14 protein-coding genes and 1 pseudogene are annotated in these 19,393 nt (G+C 44.0%); 8 read left to right on the forward strand and 7 right to left on the reverse strand.

From position 1 onward, the window contains the following. Both VIP81_RS07295 and pafA read right to left on the reverse strand, forming a co-directional pair. On the reverse strand, positions 1 to 449 hold a 449-nt coding region (locus tag VIP81_RS07295; RefSeq protein WP_331957907.1), incomplete at its 3' end, for an enoyl-CoA hydratase-related protein. A 143-nt stretch (positions 450 to 592) separates the two neighbouring features. After that, a complete protein-coding gene (gene pafA / locus VIP81_RS07300; protein WP_331957909.1) occupies positions 593 to 2,260 on the reverse strand; it encodes an alkaline phosphatase PafA in 1,668 nt (555 codons plus the stop codon). Positions 2,261 to 2,435: 175 nt separating this feature from the next. Between pafA and VIP81_RS07305 the strand changes: the two genes are divergently transcribed. The 3 genes from VIP81_RS07305 to VIP81_RS07315 all read left to right on the forward strand — a co-directional run bounded on the left by VIP81_RS07305 (position 2,436) and on the right by VIP81_RS07315 (position 7,720). Continuing rightward, positions 2,436 to 3,677, forward strand: coding sequence for a pyridoxal phosphate-dependent aminotransferase family protein (locus VIP81_RS07305; protein WP_331957911.1), 1,242 nt, complete (start codon positions 2,436 to 2,438; stop codon positions 3,675 to 3,677). Between the two features lie 633 nt (positions 3,678 to 4,310). Then, entirely contained in the window at positions 4,311 to 5,384 is a 1,074-nt protein-coding gene (locus VIP81_RS07310; RefSeq protein ID WP_331957912.1) for a PepSY-associated TM helix domain-containing protein, read from the forward strand. A gap of 8 nt (positions 5,385 to 5,392) precedes the next feature. After that, complete coding sequence (locus VIP81_RS07315; protein ID WP_331957914.1) at positions 5,393 to 7,720, forward strand: TonB-dependent receptor; 2,328 nt, start codon at positions 5,393 to 5,395, stop codon at positions 7,718 to 7,720. Positions 7,721 to 7,844: 124 nt separating this feature from the next. Here VIP81_RS07315 and purL read toward each other — a convergent pair whose 3' ends face one another. Continuing rightward, entirely contained in the window at positions 7,845 to 10,073 is a 2,229-nt protein-coding gene (purL, locus tag VIP81_RS07320; RefSeq protein ID WP_331957916.1) for a phosphoribosylformylglycinamidine synthase subunit PurL, read from the reverse strand. Positions 10,074 to 10,364: 291 nt separating this feature from the next. Between purL and VIP81_RS07325 the strand changes: the two genes are divergently transcribed. Further along, a complete protein-coding gene (locus tag VIP81_RS07325; protein ID WP_331957918.1) occupies positions 10,365 to 12,554 on the forward strand; it encodes a glutamine synthetase III in 2,190 nt (729 codons plus the stop codon). Between the two features lie 207 nt (positions 12,555 to 12,761). Then, positions 12,762 to 13,580 (forward strand): hypothetical protein, encoded by an 819-nt coding sequence (locus VIP81_RS07330; RefSeq protein WP_331957920.1) that lies wholly within the window; start codon positions 12,762 to 12,764, stop codon positions 13,578 to 13,580. An 82-nt stretch (positions 13,581 to 13,662) separates the two neighbouring features. Here VIP81_RS07330 and accC read toward each other — a convergent pair whose 3' ends face one another. From accC to efp, 3 genes are all read right to left on the reverse strand, one after another. Further along, positions 13,663 to 15,000, reverse strand: coding sequence for an acetyl-CoA carboxylase biotin carboxylase subunit (accC, locus tag VIP81_RS07335; protein ID WP_331957921.1), 1,338 nt, complete (start codon positions 14,998 to 15,000; stop codon positions 13,663 to 13,665). 115 nt (positions 15,001 to 15,115) lie between these two features. Further along, positions 15,116 to 15,592, reverse strand: a complete 477-nt coding sequence (gene accB, locus VIP81_RS07340) for an acetyl-CoA carboxylase biotin carboxyl carrier protein (RefSeq protein ID WP_331957923.1) — start codon at positions 15,590 to 15,592, stop codon at positions 15,116 to 15,118. A gap of 131 nt (positions 15,593 to 15,723) precedes the next feature. Continuing rightward, the gene (efp, locus tag VIP81_RS07345) at positions 15,724 to 16,290 is read right to left on the reverse strand and encodes an elongation factor P (RefSeq protein WP_133808683.1); all 567 of its coding nucleotides are present in this window, start codon (positions 16,288 to 16,290) and stop codon (positions 15,724 to 15,726) included. A 235-nt stretch (positions 16,291 to 16,525) separates the two neighbouring features. On the opposite strand from efp, the gene VIP81_RS07350 reads away from it, so the two are divergent. From VIP81_RS07350 to VIP81_RS07360, 3 genes are all read left to right on the forward strand, one after another. After that, positions 16,526 to 16,984 (forward strand): peroxiredoxin family protein, encoded by a 459-nt coding sequence (locus tag VIP81_RS07350; protein WP_331957926.1) that lies wholly within the window; start codon positions 16,526 to 16,528, stop codon positions 16,982 to 16,984. A 98-nt stretch (positions 16,985 to 17,082) separates the two neighbouring features. Next, a complete protein-coding gene (mdh, locus tag VIP81_RS07355) occupies positions 17,083 to 18,024 on the forward strand; it encodes a malate dehydrogenase (RefSeq protein ID WP_331957928.1) in 942 nt (313 codons plus the stop codon). A gap of 310 nt (positions 18,025 to 18,334) precedes the next feature. Next, positions 18,335 to 18,796, forward strand: a complete 462-nt coding sequence (locus VIP81_RS07360) for a MarR family winged helix-turn-helix transcriptional regulator (RefSeq protein WP_331957930.1) — start codon at positions 18,335 to 18,337, stop codon at positions 18,794 to 18,796. On the opposite strand, the pseudogene VIP81_RS07365 reads toward VIP81_RS07360, so the two are convergent. Next, a pseudogene (locus tag VIP81_RS07365) lies at positions 18,793 to 19,393 on the reverse strand (MFS transporter); the annotation flags it as partial. The gene VIP81_RS07360 and the pseudogene VIP81_RS07365 overlap by 4 nt on opposite strands.

Below are 19,393 nucleotides of genomic sequence, written 5' to 3' on the forward strand. Positions count from 1 at the left end.
AGGAAAACTGCCACCAGTGCGGGAATAAATCCAATTTTCACTTCGGTGTATCCCAATAATGCCTCCGGTACAGCATAACTCAGGTCACATAAGGTTACCAGCCCACAACCGCCGGCAATAGCATGTCCTTCTACCTGGGCAATCACCATCTTATCAAGGTCGTAAATCTCCCGGAATAACTGCATCAGTTCCCGGGAATCAGTGAGATTCTCTGCGTAGGTGTTTTTTTGCAATTGCTGCAGGTACTCCAGGTCGGCGCCGGCACAAAATGCCTCTCCATTGCCTTTCAAAATCACCACTTTCACCGCTTCATCTGCTGCCGCAGTGCGGAAAGCTTCCCGTAATTCCGCTACCAGCTGCCCATTCAGCGCATTGCGCTTTTCTGGACGATTCAATGCAATAGTAGCAATACGCTCAGCTACAGTATATTGTAAGAAAGAAAAAGCCATAATGAAAGAATTACGAATTCGAATTACGAATTACGGATTGATAAGGAGATTGTTTGGAAGATAATCAAATGGTCTTCCCACAACTCCGTAATTCGTAATTCGTAATTCGTAATTTTCTTAATGGCAATCTAAGCAAAAAAAATTTAATGGGTAATCTCCTGTATTACCTGCCCTACATTGCCGCTGGGCATCTGAATATGTAATAATGCAGCCAGTGTAGGAGTAATATCTGTCATACCAATAGTGCGGTTGGTTTTGCCGGGATGAATGCCCCATCCCATCCATACCAGTGGAATATGCGCATCGTAAGGATACCATAAACCGTGTGTGGTACCGGTTTTACCGCCATCGATATACCCGGGGGTTAATACTACCTGGATATCACCACTTCTTTTGGTATTAAAACCGTTGGACAGCATGGTACGCATAGGTTCCGGTAAAGTGGTGGTCATCAGCTGCTCTATTGGGAAAGCTTTGGCGATAGCCGGTGATTTCAGTAAACGGGCTATTATAAACTGCCGGATCTCGGTTTCGTTTTTCCCTGCCTGTGCAATTCCATCATGCTCCAGCCACAGCTGATAGTTATCGGATCCTTTTATAACTCCTTTCACGCCAAATTTAGCCGCCACCTGCTCATTCAGCTCTTTTATGGCAGCAGGTTCATCCCAGGTACCACCAGGCAGTTTGTTTTCTTCCATAAAACCCGGTACATGTGCTACACCATGATCTGCGGTAATAAAAAAGAGATATTGCCCCTTGCCTACTTTCGCATCCAGGTATTTGAAAAGTGTGGCCAGATCCTGATCCAGGCGCAGATAAGTATCTTCAATTTCTACAGAATTAGGTCCGAACTGATGGCCTACATAATCCGTAGAAGAAAGACTTACCGCCAGAAAATCAGTTACGGGACCTTTACCCATATCATAGGCTTCCAGGGCCTTTTTAGCAAATTCCAGGGTCATGGTATTACCAAAGGGAGAAGCAGAGATAGCTGAATTGGAAATATCGCTCAGTGAATGTGGGAACGAGGTATTCGTGGCATTTTTATACTTGCCTTCGTAAGGTTTTTCATCGGCTGTACTGAGGGTATAGGTAGATACCGGATACAAGGTGGTCCACGGTTTACTAAGATATTGCTGCGGGAATTGCTGTTTGTTAAATTCCTGCGCCCATCCCGGCAGTTCTTTCATATAATAGCTGCTGCTCACCCAGTTGCCGGTGCTGCCATCATACCAGAAAGCCGCGTTGGCACTGTGTCCGGCGGGCAAAATGGCGCCACGGTCTTTAATTGCTACGCCCACTACTTTACTTTGAAAATTGTTGGAAATCCGGAGTTCATCGCCAATGGTGGTGACCAGCATATTACGCGGACTCATTTTACCTGCACCAGAATTGCTGCCAACTGTGCTAACAGTTGTATCTTCGGCGCAGTATACGGTGCGGCCCAGTTCGGGACTATACCAGGTATTGCCGATAATACCATGAATAGCAGGTACAGAGCCGGTATATACACAGGTATGGCCACAGGCAGTAATAGTGGGGGTATAATTGATGAGCGTATTTTCGCAGGAAAAGCCTTCCTGCAGCAATCTTTTAAATCCTCCGGCGCCATATCTGTTGCCATAGCGGTAAAGATAGTCCCAGCGCATCTGATCTACCACCACACCTACTACCAGCTTCGGTCTGGCAGACATTTTGGTGGTTTTGGAAGCAGCGAGATGATTAAAAGGTTTAGGAGAGGTCGCTTTCTGCGCACGGGTAGCTGTTACGGAGAACAGCAGTGCCGCTGTCAGGAAATGTGTAAATTTCATCAGATCGTAAATGTTTTAAAAGTCACTGTAATACAACGACATAAGGCGCTGTCACTGCACAGATAATTTGTTTCCGGAGATGCGCCAAATGTAAACCAAGTTTACAAAAAGTAATATTTTAATACCTTTGTGTCCATTTTAAATGGAATGAATTAACCATTACATAATATATCGTATGGATATTTTCGAGAAACTGCTGAAACATCTGGGCCCTATCGGGGAACATTCAGACAGAGCCCATGGCTATTTCGCATTTCCTAAACTGGAAGGAGAAATAGGCCCCCGCATGAATTTCCGGGGCAATGAAAAAATTGTCTGGAGCCTTAACAACTATCTGGGTTTAGCCAACCACCCGGAAGTACGGGCCACAGATGCCAGGGCTGCCGCCGACTACGGAATGGCCTCTCCAATGGGAGCGCGCATGATGAGTGGTAACACCAACTACCATGAGCAACTGGAAAACGAATTGTCCGACTACATGGGCAAAGAAGCGACCACTTTATTGAACTACGGCTATCAGGGTATCATGAGTGCTATTGATGCGATCGTGGGCCGCAGAGACGTAATTGTATACGATGCAGAATGCCACGCCAGTATCCTGGATGGCTTACGCCTGCATCCCGGCAAACGTTATGTGTTCAAGCATAACGACATGGAAGATTTCGACAAACAGATGAAGCGTGCAACCGAACTGGCTAAAACCCAGGGTGGTGGTATTCTCGTGGTAACAGAAGGCGTATTCGGTATGGCCGGTGACCAGGGTAAACTAAAAGAAATTTGCTCCTTCAAAGATAAATATGAGTTCCGTTTACTCGTAGATGATGCACATGGCTTCGGTACAATGGGTAAAACCGGTGCCGGTACCGGCGAAGAACAAGGTGTACAGGACCAGATCGATCTGCTCTTCAATACCTTCGCTAAATCCGGTGCTTCTATCGGTGCTTTCATCAGCGGCGAAAAACAAATCATCAACTTCCTGCGCTATAACATGCGCTCTCAGATTTTCGCTAAATCCATTCCTTTACCTATCGTTATCGGACACCTGAAACGTGTGCAGCTGATGCGTCAGCATCCTGAAATGAAGGCTAAACTGTGGGATAATGTGAATAAACTGCAGAACGGACTGAAAGAACGCGGCTTTAACATCGGCAGAACCAATTCACCGGTGACCCCGATTTACCTGCAGGGTGATATTCCGGAAGCAACTGCCATGTGCCTCGATCTGCGCGAAAACTATAACATTTTCTGCTCTATCGTAGTATATCCGGTTATTCCGAAAGGACAAATCATTTACCGCCTGATTCCCACAGCTGCCCACAGCTACGAGGATATTGAGCTCACCCTCCAGGCATTCAGCGAAACCAAGGCTAAACTCGATGAAAAAGTTTACCAGGTAGCTGAAATCCCAATGGTATAAAAAGGTTACATCTAACATATTAAAAGCCTTCCTGCTCTTCAGGAAGGCTTTTCTATTTAAAATGGGAAAAGGCCAGAGGGGTTATAGCAATAAGGTAAGTCAAATAAAGGGGTAAAATACAAAAAGGGCTGATTTTACTCAGCCCCTTACTCAAATCGTTCTTTCACTAGGTGTAATTTTTCATTAGATTTCATCAGGACATGGTAGAGAACAAATGGTTTTCATAGAAATTGGAATAACCAAGTGATTCCAAATAATTTATAAAAAAGTATTTATTTTAATTCTGTTTTTCTTCTCATTGATGCTTATCAAAAATAGGTGAGATTTCAGCAAAAAATATAACACGTCCGTGGTATTTTGTTAATAGCTTGTTAAAGATCCGTACTGCAGTAATACATCATCAGAATGTAAAAAGGCCTGATTTTTCCTATTCTGATCAAAAAAATTCCCGTTTGCGTAAACACTACGCCGTAATAGGGCGGTACCTTTGCGGCGGAAGCAAAACATACTCAGGCCTTTAACTATGATGGCTGATTAAAGCAGGGCAAAAAACGATCTGTATAGCACATTCGTGGATCGCCCTATCCGGGTAATGTTAGGTCAACTGATAAAAGGAACATTAAACGACAGGTTTTGAAAATTCAATGGAGTAAGCAATTTTTCCGGATCCACCGGATCACGGGCTTAATAGCCGGCCTTATGCTGTTGCTATTGAGCATCACAGGCAGTATGCTGGTTTTTAGCGATGAAATAGATCATGCCCTGTATGCCAATGCCTATCATGTTACTCCGGAAGCATCACCCAAACCCCTCCGGGAACTGATGCAGCAGGCCCAACAGGCACTTCCCGGTAATCCTTATGTTGCTTTTGTAAGACTTCCACAAGCGTCGGACGAAAGCACCGTGCTAAGGGCCGAATATGCAGCAGATCACAAGGTATACATCTTCCTAAACCCCTATACCGGCAAAATATTACAACAATACTCGAATACAGACCATTTAACGGGCTATGTGCTTTACCTGCACTTCTCCCTTCTAAGTGGCAAAACGGGGGCTACAATCGTTCTGATTGCGGCAATAGGGCTATTTTTATCCATTCTCACCGGCATATTCATTTACCGGAACGCTATTGGCAAAGTGCTGACTTTCCGGGTAAAACTGGAATGGCATAACCGCACCCGCCGCTGGCGCAATCTACACCGCATCCTGGGCGTATGGGCCTTGCTGTTTAACCTGCTGATCGTCATAACCGGCTTTATGATGGAACTAAAAGTGCTGGATGCCAGGAGAAACACCAAAATCAGTTATGCCGGTACGCCTTTTTCCGGCGACTACGAAGCGCTCCTGGTAAAAGCAAAAGCCAGCATCCCCGGCTTTGAAATAATGGGTGTACGTCCACCCAGAAAAGCCGGTGACCCGATCAGAATAATGGGACATGCTCAAGAATCCGCTTTTTTTGGAGAATATGCTTCCTCCGTATTCATAGATGCCAGCGGCAACATTAAGAAAACAGTGAATTTCAGCAAGGCCTCCTTTGGCGATCGATTCAACGCCTGCATTGCACCACTCCACTTCGGTAATTATGGGGGCATCTTGCTAAAAATCTGCTACTCACTCCTTGCCTTAACCCCCGGCGTATTATCTGTTTCAGGCTTCCTGATCTGGTACCGCAGAAAATTTATTATTAAAGTACACAACAGGATTTAAGTATAGATATGAAGAAGGTTTTTGTTTTGAGTTTGATGGCCATCCTGGCTACGTTGCAGGTAGCAGCGCAAAAGATACAAGGTACGGTAAAAGATACCACGCAAACAGCAGTTCCCCTGCTAAGGATCTACCTTTCCGGTACCCAGAAACATGCTGTTACCGGTATCAACGGTAACTTTACTATCTACGATGTAAAACCAGGCACCTATAAATTACTGGTGGCAGGTATTGGCTATCAAACACTGGAACAAAACATTACCGTAGCTGACAACAACACACTGCTGGAACTGACCATACAACCCTCCAACGTTGGGCTGGGTGAAGTAGTGGTAACTGCCAGTCGTAATAAGGAAACACTGGGTACGGTACCATCTTCCATTACTATTATTTCCGGGAAACAGTTACGCGAGCAGAGTGCTATTACTACGGACATTAACCAGTTGCTCAGTATGAATGTACCCGGACTTACACTGGGTACCAACACCTCCACCAACAAAGGTCAAACCCTTCGTGGCCGGGGTATGCTGATCATGATCGACGGTATTCCACAATCTACCCCGCTGCGCAATGGCGATAAAGACATGCGCAGTATTGATGTTGCTGTGATTGAAAGAGTGGAAGTGATTAAAGGATCTACCGCGATTTACGGTAACGGTGCAGATGGTGGCATCGTTAACTTCATCACCATGAAAGCCAACCCCAACAAACGATTCAGCGGCACTACCGATGTGGGCAGCGCCGGTTCTCTTCTGCATCCTTCCAATACTATGGGCGGCCGCATCTCGCAGAACTTCACCGGTAAAATCAACAAATTCGATTACGTAGCCAGCGGCACCTACGAGCAAACCGGCGTGGTAAAAGACGCTGATGGCGTGATTATCGCCCCCTTCCAGTCGCTCGCACAAAATAAAAATCTGAATCTGTTTGCCAAACTCGGTTACGATATCAACAGCAACAATCGCATAGAAGTGATGTACAACTACTACCGGACCATGCAAAACACCACCTATGTGGACTCTGCTACCGGCAAGTTTGGAGAAGCCCCTATTATCGGTGTAAAGGGCACCAATCCCGGCGATAAACAAGGCACACCGTATAATCACAACGCGTATGTGAATTATACCAATAAAACCATTTTTAAAAACACGTCACTGAACGTAAACCTTTACTATCAAAGCTTTTATACCGTTTTTGAATATTCTGATTTCTATGCGCCACCCGGCAATTCTGCCATTGTTTCCCAAAAAATGGGGGCAAGGGTGAACTTCAATACCGTATTCAATTTTAATGCGAACTTATTTGGCGATGTTACCTGGGGTGTGGACATCCTGAACGATAAAACTTCGCAACCGCTCACCGATGGCCGTCCTTTTGTGCCGGAGATGAATATGAAGAACTATGCACCTTATACACAGTTAAAAACATACCTCTTCAAAGACTTCCTGGTAAAAGCGGGAGTACGGTATGAAAATATTTCTCTGGATATTCCTGATTATACCACCATTAAATTTGGCGCCTACAAAGGAGGTGTGTTTGTAAAGGGTGGTAACCTCCCTTATGAAGCCCTGGTATTTAATGGCGGTTTGCGCTACACAAAATTTGCGGCATTTAATCCGTTTGTAAGTTATTCACAAAGCTTCTCCCTGTATGATCTGGGCCGTACCCTTCGTCAGGCAGCGCCGGTGAGCAATGGTGCTACCAGCATCGATATCATTGAAACAAAACCGATTATTACCAATAATTACGAAGCAGGTTTTAACAGTAACATCGGTAAATTCAATGCTTCCGGAGCTTACTTTATCAGCACATCCAAACTGGGGACCAGCCTGAAAGACGTAAATGGTGTAGCAGTGCCGGAACGTGCGCCTGAAAGAGTGGAAGGCTTTGAACTTACAGCCGGCTATCAGTTCCTGGCTAATCTATCTGCCAACGCCTCCTACGCCCATGTAGAAGGCAAGAAAGATGTGAATGGCGTACATACCTGGTTGCCTACTACCCGCATTTCTCCTGATAAAATGACGGTGAATGCAAACTACAGTCCGCTGAAACAATGGGATCTGGGTGTGTATTACATCTACTCCGGTGTACGTAAACGTTTCGACATCAATCCAACTACCAAAACATATGATTTGGGTACCGGGCCTGTCGGTGATTTCTATCTCGTGAATTTCTACACGGCTTATCGTTTCAGTAAATCAATAGCGGTCCGTTTAGGTATAGATAACCTGCTGAATGCTGATTATTACCCAGTGATGTCACAGGGAAGAGTGCGTACAGATTCCTATATCAAAGGCAGTGGGGCAAGATTTAATCTTGGATTTAAATATAGCATGTAGAAAAGCAAAAAGCTGAAGGCATAAAGCATAAAGCTATTGAGGCGATTGACTAAAGCGTAGAATGTAAATTCGCTTTAATCAATCGCCTCAATAGCTTTATGCTTTATGCTTTATGCTTTATGCCTTATGCTTTACGCATATGCTCTTCAATAGCAGTATCGTATAATTTTTTCCAGGTGGCTACATTACCCCAGTCTTCACCATTTACTTTGATATGTTCGCCGGTCACAACACCCAGTTTCTCGTAACGTACAGAAGTATCTGAAGCGTCCACCAAACCGTGCATCAGTGCTTCGAACTTCTCTTTATCTTCCGGTCTAACAGTTACGACTACACGGCTCTGGCTTTCACCGAACAGGTAGGCATCTTTACGGAATTTGTTATTGGTAGTCAGTTCAAAGCCCAGTCCTGTTGGCATGGCGCTTTCGAGGAGGGTTACGAATAAACCGCCATCGCTCACATCATGCGCAGAGCGGATCAGTCCTGCTTTATTCAGTTTGGTAATAGCCTGATGTACATGCAGTTCTTCGTCGAGGTTGAAATGCGGTGCAGGGCTGTATTCTATACCGATGATTTTGTGCAGGTATTCGGAGCTGTTGATATCGTTACGGCTGCGACCTACCAGGTAAACCAGGTGACCTTCTTCCTTGAAATTAAGGGTGATGCGCTGATCCAGGCTATCGAGGATCCCCACCATACCGATGGTTGGTGTTGGATATACCGGACCATCAGGAGACTGGTTGTAGAAGCTTACGTTACCACCGGTAACAGGTGTATTAAACTTGCGGCATGCTTCGCCCATACCTTGTACAGCATGTACAAACTGGTAGTAAACTTCCGGATCATAGGGATTACCGAAGTTCAGACAGTTGGTGATGGCTACTGGTTCACCACCGGAGCAAACAATATTACGGGCAGCTTCTGCTACAGCAATTTGTCCGCCTTTATGAGGATCAGCAAATACATAGCGACCGTTACAGTCGGTAGTCATTGCCAAAGCTTTTTTAGTTGGTTTTACCAATACGATAGAAGCATCGCTTGGTGCATTGGTGCTGGCATTTGCAGTACCTACCATGCTATCGTACTGGTTGTAAATCCAGCGTTTGGAAGCGATGTTAGGCAGGGCCACCATTCTTTCTGCTACAAAATGCGGGTGCTCTGTATCAGGAATGTTGTGGATATTAAATGCTTTAATTTTAGCGAAGTAAGCTGGTTCAGTATAAGCACGGTGATATTGGGGAGCGCCGCCACCCAATACCATACTTTCAGCAGGAACATCTGCTTCCAGTTCGCCGTTCATATAGAACTTCAGGTTTTTATCTTTGGTTACTTCACCGATCTGTACGCAGTGCAGGTCCCATTTTTCGAAGATATCCAGTACGGGTTGTTCTTCTCCTTTCTTAACTACGATCAGCATACGCTCCTGGCTTTCGCTCAGCAGCATTTCCCAACCTTTCATATCTTTCTGACGGGTAGGTACTTTATCTAACCAGATTTTCATACCATGCTCGCCTTTCGCGCTCATTTCTGCAGTGGAGCAGGTGATACCGGCAGCGCCCATATCCTGCATACCGATGATGGAGTTTGTTTTGATGATTTCCAGACAAGCTTCCAATAATTTCTTTTCCTGGAAAGGATCACCTACCTGAACGGCTGGTAAATCTTCCGCACTGTCTTCTGTGATATTGGCAGATGCAAAAGATGCACCACCGATACCATCTTTTCCGGTAGCAGAACCCACAATGAAAACAGGATTGCCTTCACCGTAGGAAGTAGCGGAAACGGTTTGTCCTACTTTTACGATACCGGCGCTGAAAGCGTTTACCAGTGGATTGGTACCGTAGCAGTCTTCGAAATAAACTTCGCCACCTACTGTAGGAACGCCGAAGCAGTTACCGTAGTGGCCTATACCATGTACAATACCTTTTACCAGGTGTTGTGTTTTCTTATCATTAATATTACCGAAGCGCAATGAGTTCATTGCTGCAATGGGGCGAGCGCCCATGGTAAAGATATCGCGGTGAATACCCCCTACACCTGTTGCAGCGCCCTGAAACGGTTCAATCGCAGACGGGTGATTATGCGATTCTATTTTAAATACCACTGCGTAGCCATCACCAATATCTACCAGACCGGCATTTTCTTCTCCTGCTTTTACCAGCAGTCTGTCACCATCGCGGGGCAGGGATTTCAGCCAAACGATTGAATTTTTGTAAGAGCAGTGCTCACTCCACATTACAGAATACATACTTAATTCTGTAAAGTTGGGTGTACGGCCTAAAATGGATATAATTCGTTCAAACTCGTCAGCAGTAAGTCCTAGCTGTTCAGCAATTTCTACGGTGGTTTGCATGTATTTAAGTATAAAAAACGAGTAATTTAAAAGAAGTCGCAAAAGTACATGTTTTTCCTGCAAATGCCAAGAGGTTGCCGCCTGGCGTCAAACGAACAAATTTTAGCTGCATGATATCATATTAGTAATTTTTAAATTTATCAGATTACTGTCAGGCGAAGCATAAATATTTAACCAAATAGCAAAAAAATGCCTCTTTTAAAGTCCTAAATGTAATTTTTCAGTTAAAACGAACAATTTATTTGCATTTATAGCTACGGATGCGTTCTTTTGTGTAAAATAATTTACAGCATGCAATCGTTACGTTTCAAAGCGCTGGAAGGATTAGCTGGCGTAGACTCCACTCTCACCGAACATGACGGTAAAATTACCGATGTATTTGGCAGCAATGTTTTCTCTGGTAAAGTTGTTCGGGAATATCTGAGCGATGAGGCTTATAAAAGCCTGATGAACTCTGTTAAAAATGGCACCAAGCTGGAACGTAAAATGTCCGAGCAGATCGCTTCTGGCATGAAAGCATGGGCGATGAAAAAAGGTGTGACACATTACACACACTGGTTTCAGCCATTGACCGGCACTACCGCAGAAAAGCATGATTCATTTTTCACATTGAAAGGTGATGGTACTGCATTGGAAACTTTTGATGGTGATGCACTGGTACAACAGGAACCAGATGCTTCCAGTTTCCCTAACGGTGGTTTGAGAGCTACCTTCGAAGCCCGCGGCTACACTGCCTGGGATCCTTCCTCTCCTGCCTTCATCCTGGAACAGGGTTATGGTAAAACACTCTGCATACCTACTATTTTCGCAGCCTACACCGGCGAATCGCTGGATTACAAAGCTCCATTGCTGAAAGCACTGGCTGCAATGGACAAAGCTGCAGTAGACGTATGTAACTATTTCGATAAAAACGTTACTAAAGTAACTGGTACCCTGGGTTGGGAACAGGAATACTTCCTGGTAGACGAAACAATGGCTAACGCCCGTCCTGATCTGATCATGACTGGTCGTACCGTGGTTGGTCACGCTCCTTCCAAAGGACAACAGCTGGAAGATCATTACTTCGGTGCTATCCCTGAGCGTGCTTACGCTTACATGCGCGATTTCGAAGTAGAATCTTACAAACTGGGTATTCCTTTAAGAACGCGTCATAACGAAGTAGCACCTTCTCAGTTTGAGTGTGCTCCTATCTTTGAAGAAGTAAACATCGCAGTAGATCACAACTCTCTGCTGATGGATGTAATGAATAAAGTGGCAAAACGTCACAAACTGAAAGTGTTACTGCACGAGAAACCTTTTGCAGGCATCAACGGTTCCGGTAAACACAACAACTGGAGCATGTCCACCGACACCGGTGTTAACCTGCTGGCTCCCGGTAAAACACCGAAGACCAACCTGATGTTCCTCACTTTCTTTGTGAACACCATTAAAGCGGTACATGATTATGCTGATCTGATGAGAGCTGCTATTGCCTCTCCAAGCAATGACTTCCGCTTAGGTGCCAACGAAGCGCCTCCTGCTATTATCTCTGTATTCTCAGGTAAATACCTGTTTGACGTACTGCAGGAAGTTAAAAACCGTGTTAACAACAAGTTCGACGAACAAGACGAAGCTATCCTGAAACTGGATCTGCACCGTCACATTCCTGAGCTGCTGCTGGACAACACCGACCGTAACCGTACTTCTCCTTTTGCTTTCACCGGCAACAAGTTTGAATTCCGCGCGGTAGGTTCCTCTGCCAACTGTGCTTCTGCTATGACAGTATTGAATACGATCGTTGCAAAAACACTGGCTGACTTCAAAGTAGAAGTGGATGGTTTGATCGAAAAAGGCGAGAAAAAAGAGATTGCGATTATGCAAACTCTTCGGAAATATATTGTAGATTCGGAAAAAATACTGTTCGAAGGCGACGGCTACAGTGAAGAGTGGGAAAAAGAAGCAGAAAAAAGAGGTTTAGCGAACGTTAAAACCACACCTAAAGCACTGGATGCTATGGTGACAGCCAAAGCTGCCAAACTTTATACAGATACCGGCGTTTACAACGAAAAAGAACTGCACGCACGCCACGAAATACTGCTGGAAGATTATGTGAAGAAAGTGCAGATCGAAGCCCGCGTTATCGGCGACCTCGCTACCAACACCATCCTGCCGTCAGCTATCAGTTATGTAAATGACCTGGTAACTAACATCAACGGTCTGAAAGGAATTGGCCTCGGTGAAGAGTCCGTTAAAGCACAAAAACAAATTGCTGCTAAAATAGCTGAACATATTAATGCCATTAGTGAAAATGTACAGGCTATGATCGAGGCGCGTAAGGTAGCTAATAAGCTTACCGACAGCCGTCAGAAAGCGATTGACTACTGTGAAAAGATTAAGCCGTACTTTGATGTTATCCGCTACCACTCCGATAAACTGGAGTTCCTGGTGGACGACAAAAAATGGGCACTGCCTAAATACAGAGAGCTGCTTTTCTTGCGATAAAACCGTAAGATTGTTTTGGTGTATGATTAGCCCCGGATTTTCATCCGGGGCTTTGTTTTTTAAATTCCTTGCCTGCTTTAAATTATCTCCCGCAGCTATACTTAATTCCTCTACCTTTAGTGTACCGAAACTTTTTTACATCCTTCCTGTTTTCGCATACACATTACCCCGATAGTGAATATTTTTTAATCAAAAAGAATCCCCAACATGAAAAAAATTTATCTCCCGGCACATCGTGCCATCGCCCTCCTATTTTCAATATTGCTTACAAATTGCGTAAAATCTCCGATTATTATCCCCGGTCAAAAACATTACGAGATCACACAGTTAACAGGAGAAAGTACAGCAGGCTGGACAGATTCGATCCAGATTAGCTATAACTCTTTCCACGATCCAATCCAGATAGCCGGTCAGCACATTAGTACAGGATATCCCCAATATCTGTTTGGATATGATGCCCGGCATGCACTCCGGATTTTGATAGGTGCCTATTACGATGGTAATCCCGGCTATGAAGTGGCGCATAAATATTTATGCGATCAAAGAAAGAGAGTAATTTTGGACAGTGTTTTTGAATTCGGCAATTATGACAGAAATACCCTTACTCTGCTTAACTCCTACCTTCTCCTCTCTTTCAAAAAATACGTGTATGATAACCAGGACAGAATTACCCAGGTAACAGAAGAACGCTTCCCTGGCACTTCTTATACCGAAACGCATACCACTGCATTTTTCTATAATTCGTCTGGCAACGCATATAAAATCCATTTCATGGTAAAATATTCCGATAACAGTATCTTCTCTTCAGATGCTTTTCCAGCATACGATAACAAAGTAAATCCTCATCAACTGCATCCGGTTTGGCAATTTATAGATATTGACTACAATAAAAATAATGCGTTCACCGCCGATTGGTATAATGACTACGGCTTACCGCTACATATCAGTACAGGAAACAAATTCAGTGAGATTGTCTTTTTGTTAAACTCCTTCAAAAGCCTGGAAATCACTTATGAATATAGATAAACGTTGCTTCATGCGGATGTAAAAACATAAAAAAAGTCCTCCCGATCGGGAGGACTTTTTTCCAATAGTATATCCGTTACCGTTATACCAGCTTAAACGTCTCAGTAAACTTGGTCGTAAAGTTTCCTTTACGGAAGTTCTCATCACGCATCAACTGCTGATGGAAAGGAATAGTTGTTTTAACACCTTCGATTACGAATTCGCTCAGCGCGCGTTCCATCGTATTGATAGCTTCTTCGCGGGTTTGCGCCATGGTAATAATTTTCGCTACCATGGAATCGTAGAATGGCGGAATTACATAACCGGCATAGATGTGGGAATCTACTCTCACACCATGACCACCGGGAATATGCAGCGTAGTAATTTTACCCGGAGAAGGACGGAAATCGTTGTAAGGATCTTCCGCATTGATACGACACTCGATGGCATGCATCTGTGGTGTATAATTTTTTCCGGAGATAGGAATACCTGCAGCAATCTTGATCTGTTCTTTTACCAGGTCAAAGTTGATTACCTCTTCCGTTACCCCATGTTCTACCTGGATACGTGTATTCATTTCCATGAAGTAGAAATTGCGATGCTTATCTACCAGGAACTCAATGGTACCAACACTTTCGTAGTTGATAGCACTGGCGGCCTTGATAGCTGCTTCCCCCATTTTCTCACGCAGTTCAGGCGTCATAAACGGAGAAGGAGATTCTTCAACTAGCTTCTGGTGACGACGCTGGATAGAGCAATCCCTTTCGCTGAGGTGACATACTTTACCGTATTGATCACCCGCTACCTGGATTTCAATGTGACGGGGTTCTTCCACGAATTTCTCCATGTAGATACCATCATTGCTGAAAGAGGCACGGGCTTCATTCTTAGCCATGTTGTAGGCGGTTTCAATCTCACCTTCTTCCCATACCACGCGCATACCTTTACCACCACCACCGGCAGTAGCTTTAATGATTACCGGGAGGCCCATGTTCTTAGCGATTACTTTCGCTTCTTCCACGCTCTGAAGTAATCCTTCAGATCCTGGAATAACCGGTACACCGGCAGCAATCATGGTTTCTTTGGCGGTCATCTTATCGCCCATTCTGCGGATCATATCCGGAGTAGGTCCGATAAACTTAATACCATGCTCACCACAGATTTCAGCGAAACGGGCATTTTCAGCCAGGAAGCCGTATCCGGGGTGGATAGCGTCTGCATTGGTGATTTCAGCAGCCGCCATCAGGTGAGGGATGTTCAGATAAGACTCGCTGCTTTGTGGTTTGCCTATGCATACTGCTTCATCGGCAAATTTCACATGCAGACTATCTTTATCTGCTGTAGAATAAACTGCCACCGTTTTAATACCCATTTCCTTACAGGTACGGATAATCCGAAGGGCAATTTCACCACGGTTGGCAATCAATATTTTTTTGAACATTGTTTTCCTTATAAGTTAATAATAGCTGTTAGCTTTTAGCTGTTAGCCTTTAGCACTCCGGGTTCTGACGTATGTGAGAACTGAAAAGCTAAAGGCTAACGGTTAAAGGCTATTATTACGGTTCAACTAAGAATAAAGGTTGATCATATTCTACCGGAGATGCGTCATCTACCAGTACTTTCACGATTTTACCGCTTACTTCACTCTCTATTTCGTTGAATAACTTCATTGCTTCGATGATGCACACTACTTTGCCGGAAGTCACTTCGTCGCCGATGTTGACGAAAGCTGCTTTATCCGGACCAGCGCTGCGATAGAAGGTACCAATCATAGGAGATTTGATGGTCACCAGGTTATCCGCTTTAGCAGGAGCTGGCGCAGCTACAGGGGCTGCGGTGTTGGCAGCTACTGCAGGAGCTACAGCGGCTACGGCCTGTACGGGAGCCATGGTTGCAGGAACAGTGATTACCTGCTGTACTTCGTTATCCTTCTGTTTTATTGTAATCTTAAACTTGTCCTGTTCAATGCTCAGTTCACTGATATTTGATTTGTTGATCATTTTTACCAGTTCCTGAATCTGTTTAAAGTCCATGTAGACAGTTTTTGGTTTAGAAATATAGAATATGATGGACGACTGATTTACGCGGTCAGGAATTTTGTTTCAGAAAGCATCACCCTCAGAAACAAAATTCCCATCACACACACGTCAGCACTCCAAATGATTTATGCTTTTACTCTCTCGATATATTCACCGTTCTTGGTATTCACGCGGATCAATTCTCCTTCATCCACAAACAACGGTACCATTACAGTAGCTCCGGTTTCAACAGTAGCTGGTTTCAGGGTACGGGTAGCCGTATCACCTTTCACACCAGGCTCAGAATAGGTCACCAACACTACAATTTTGTCAGGTAATTCCACTGCCATGTATTGCTCAGTTTCAGTGTTGATCTGTACACTTACTTCCTGTCCTTCTTTCAGGAACTGCGGCGCATCGATAGCTGTTTCCGGCATCGCTATCTGCTCAAACGTTTCATTGTCCATGAAGTTGTAGCCGGTATCGTCTTTATATAAATACTGGAAAGCTTTCTTTTCAATGCGGATGGGATAGATCGTATCACCAGAGTTCCAGGTGTGCTCTATGGAACGGCTATTGTCAACGCCTTTCAATTTAGCCCAAACCTTGGCGGCTGCACGGGCGGTTTTGTTCTGACCAAACTCTACAACAGAATACAAACTGTTATCCAGCTTGATTATTAATCCTGTTCTGATATCTGCGGTGGTAGCCATAAATTAGGTTACTGATTTTAAGTTAAAAATTTACACGGATTGCAAAAGTAAAAATTTTCGCATATGAACAAGCAACTAATTCCCAAAATTAGAGAGATTAGTCCCTTTTCGGCCCAATTTTCGTCTTTTTTATTCAATAAATGACATTTATCCGGTAAATTTAAACTCAAATCAAGAAACTTTTACAAGTATGCGCTACGTGTTTTTCGTTATTTTAAGCTGTTTACCCGTGTTTTTGAAGGCTCAAACTGCCACTAATCCACCTGCCAAACCGCCCTATTTACAATATCCAATCATTCCAGCTTTCCCGCTTAGTCTTGCCGATGGCCATTCTATCACTAAAAACGATCTCAAGCGGAACGAGAAAACCATGGTGTTTGTGTTTAGTGTGGATTGCGATCACTGCAAACACCTGACGGAAGAAATGTTGAAAAACATTGACAAGTTCAAAAAAACACAAATCCTCATGGTAACTCCGTTTAAAGTGGAACAAATGAAGGAATATTACGATCAGTACAAAATTAAAGACTATCCGAACATCATTATGGCCAGCGAATCTACCCGGCAGATCATGTACTTTTATGATCTCCATTACTTCCCCGGTTTATACATATATGACAAGAAACAACAGTTTGTAAAGGGTTTTGAAGGAACGGCCAAGATAGATTCTTTGCTGTTTTATCTGAATAAATAATCCTTGTGAAAATGTGCCTGTCCGGCCAGTTATTCTAAAGCCGAATCATTACATTTGTTTAATCACAATCATTCTTCACTTTTAAAGCTATAGACAAAATGAAAGTTACAGTAGTAGGAGCCGGGAATGTAGGCGCAACGTGTGCCAACGTACTGGCCCACAAAGATTTTCTGCAGGAGGTGGTTTTATTGGACATTAAAGAAGGAACGGCTGAAGGTAAAGCCCTGGACACATGGCAGCAGGCTCCCATTGATTATTACAGTACCAAAATTACAGGGGTAACCAATGACTACACCAAAACCGCTAACAGTGATGTGGTAGTTATTACTTCAGGGCTCCCACGTAAACCTGGAATGAGCAGGGATGATCTGATTTCTACCAATGCCAACATTGTGAAATCGGTGACGGAAAATGTTACCAAACATTCTCCGGATGCTATCATCATTATTGTGAGCAACCCACTGGATGTGATGACTTATTGCAGTTACCTCACTGCCAAAAAAGACAGCAGCAAAGTATTCGGCATGGCCGGCATACTCGATACTGCCCGTTACCGCGCTTTCCTGGCAGAGGAAATAGGTTGCTCTCCGAAAGATATACAGGCAATACTCATGGGAGGCCACGGCGATACCATGGTGCCACTCCCCCGCTATACTACCGTAGGTGGCATTCCCGTAACAGAGCTGGTCGCCAAGGATAAGCTGGAAGCCATTATTCAACGTACTAAAGTAGGTGGCGGTGAAATCGTAAACCTCTTAGGTACTTCTGCATGGTATGCGCCCGGTGCTGCTGCCGCTCAAATGGTAGAAGCCATCGTTAAAAATGAAAAACGTATTTTCCCTGTATGCGCCTGGTTATCCGGCGAATATGGCCTGAAAGATATTTACCTGGGTGTACCCGTAGTACTGGGAAAAAATGGTATAGAAAAAATCATTGAGCTGCAGCTGAATGAAGCTGAAACAGCATTACTCAATACCTCTGCCCAACATGTAAAGGAAGTAATGGACGTACTGGATAAAATGCAGTCCGCCACCGCGTAAACGATTTTTTATCTTACGCAGGATTATACTGATTTAGATGATTTTCCAGATTTTTACTTTTATGATTTTGGAAGATTTAAAAGATTTTGGGAGATATGAGCGAATTTTTATCCGCTTATATCTCCCAAAATTTTTTAACTCCCCCAAAATAAAATCCGGAAAATCATCTAAATCAGTATAATCCTGGGAAAGACAAAATCCGCAATTCTGTTTTTATTCGTAATTTTACCGCGGTCCTTAAATTGGCTAAAACAATACAAATGAAACACTTCTAAATCGTTTCATCAAATTTGCTTTAACTCTCAAATGTATGTCTAACCTGGAAAAACTGATCACGCAGAAAACTTTTGAAAACGAAAATCAACGGGGCCTGATCAGCCTTATTTTTGTAGGTAACTGGATAACGTCCCGTCACCAGCAGTTTTTTAAGCAGTATGGTATTACCATGCAGCAGTTTAATATACTGCGCATTCTCCGCGGGCAGCATCCAAATGCCGCTAATATCAACGTGCTGAAAGAAAGAATGCTGGACAAAATGAGCGACGTTTCCCGCCTCGTGGAAAGACTTCGGAAAGCAGACCTGGTAGAGCGCAAAAGCAGTGAAATGGACAGACGTGCGGTAGACGTTCGTATCAATGACAAAGGACTCCAACTGCTCACGACTATCGATGACGAAATCGCGCAGCTGGATAATGCCCTTCAATCATTAAACGAAAAAGAAGTGATACAGCTGAATAAGCTGCTGGATAAAATGCTGGATAGTTATCACTAAATCTCTTCGAGGTAGTTCAGATCCTTACCAAACGTTTCTTCCACTTTCCAGGCAGTAATCAGTGCAATACCAATGCAGATCACCGCCACAATAGCCCCGCTTTGCAGGAAAGTATAATAGTTCTGTACTTTTATAAACAGTAAAGATATCAATGGAAGCATGCCTCTGGCAAAATTAGGAACCGTAGTCGCTACCGTAGCCCGCAGATTGGTACCAAAGCTTTCTGCTGCTATCGTCACAAAAATGGCCCAGAAACCCACACTGAAACCGAGTACAAAACATACCGTGTAAAACACCCAGGTTTCCACTCCATGCAGATTTAAATATACGGTTACCATCACCCCTGTTAATACCAGGAACAATAACATTACCTTACGGCGGCTTTGCCATAGCTGGCTGATTAAGCCCGTGGTGAAGTCGCCCAGTACCAGCCCTGCATAGCAAAACGCTACGGCATCACCGGGACTGATAGCCCCCTTTACATTCATTACTGTTGCGAACTTATTGGAAAACGCAATGAGTATCCCCACCACAAACCAGGTAGGGGTGCCCAACAACATACATTTCAGGTACTTAATAAAACGCTCTTTATTGGTA

The sequence above is a fragment of the Chitinophaga sp. genome, from assembly GCF_036566945.1.
Lineage (GTDB): Bacteria > Bacteroidota > Bacteroidia > Chitinophagales > Chitinophagaceae > Chitinophaga.

Excerpts from the sequence above, each read along its gene's own strand:
- pafA (WP_331957909.1), bottom strand. The coding sequence starts at position 2,260 with ATGAAATTTACACATTTCCTGACAGCGGCACTGCTGTTCTCCGTAACA.
- VIP81_RS07305 (WP_331957911.1), top strand. The coding sequence starts at position 2,436 with ATGGATATTTTCGAGAAACTGCTGAAACATCTGGGCCCTATCGGGGAA.
- VIP81_RS07315 (WP_331957914.1), top strand. The coding sequence starts at position 5,393 with ATGAAGAAGGTTTTTGTTTTGAGTTTGATGGCCATCCTGGCTACGTTG.
- purL (WP_331957916.1), bottom strand. The coding sequence starts at position 10,073 with ATGCAAACCACCGTAGAAATTGCTGAACAGCTAGGACTTACTGCTGAC.
- VIP81_RS07325 (WP_331957918.1), top strand. The coding sequence starts at position 10,365 with ATGCAATCGTTACGTTTCAAAGCGCTGGAAGGATTAGCTGGCGTAGAC.
- VIP81_RS07330 (WP_331957920.1), top strand. The coding sequence starts at position 12,762 with ATGAAAAAAATTTATCTCCCGGCACATCGTGCCATCGCCCTCCTATTT.
- accC (WP_331957921.1), bottom strand. The coding sequence starts at position 15,000 with ATGTTCAAAAAAATATTGATTGCCAACCGTGGTGAAATTGCCCTTCGG.
- accB (WP_331957923.1), bottom strand. The coding sequence starts at position 15,592 with ATGGACTTTAAACAGATTCAGGAACTGGTAAAAATGATCAACAAATCA.
- efp (WP_133808683.1), bottom strand. The coding sequence starts at position 16,290 with ATGGCTACCACCGCAGATATCAGAACAGGATTAATAATCAAGCTGGAT.
- mdh (WP_331957928.1), top strand. The coding sequence starts at position 17,083 with ATGAAAGTTACAGTAGTAGGAGCCGGGAATGTAGGCGCAACGTGTGCC.
- VIP81_RS07360 (WP_331957930.1), top strand. The coding sequence starts at position 18,335 with ATGTCTAACCTGGAAAAACTGATCACGCAGAAAACTTTTGAAAACGAA.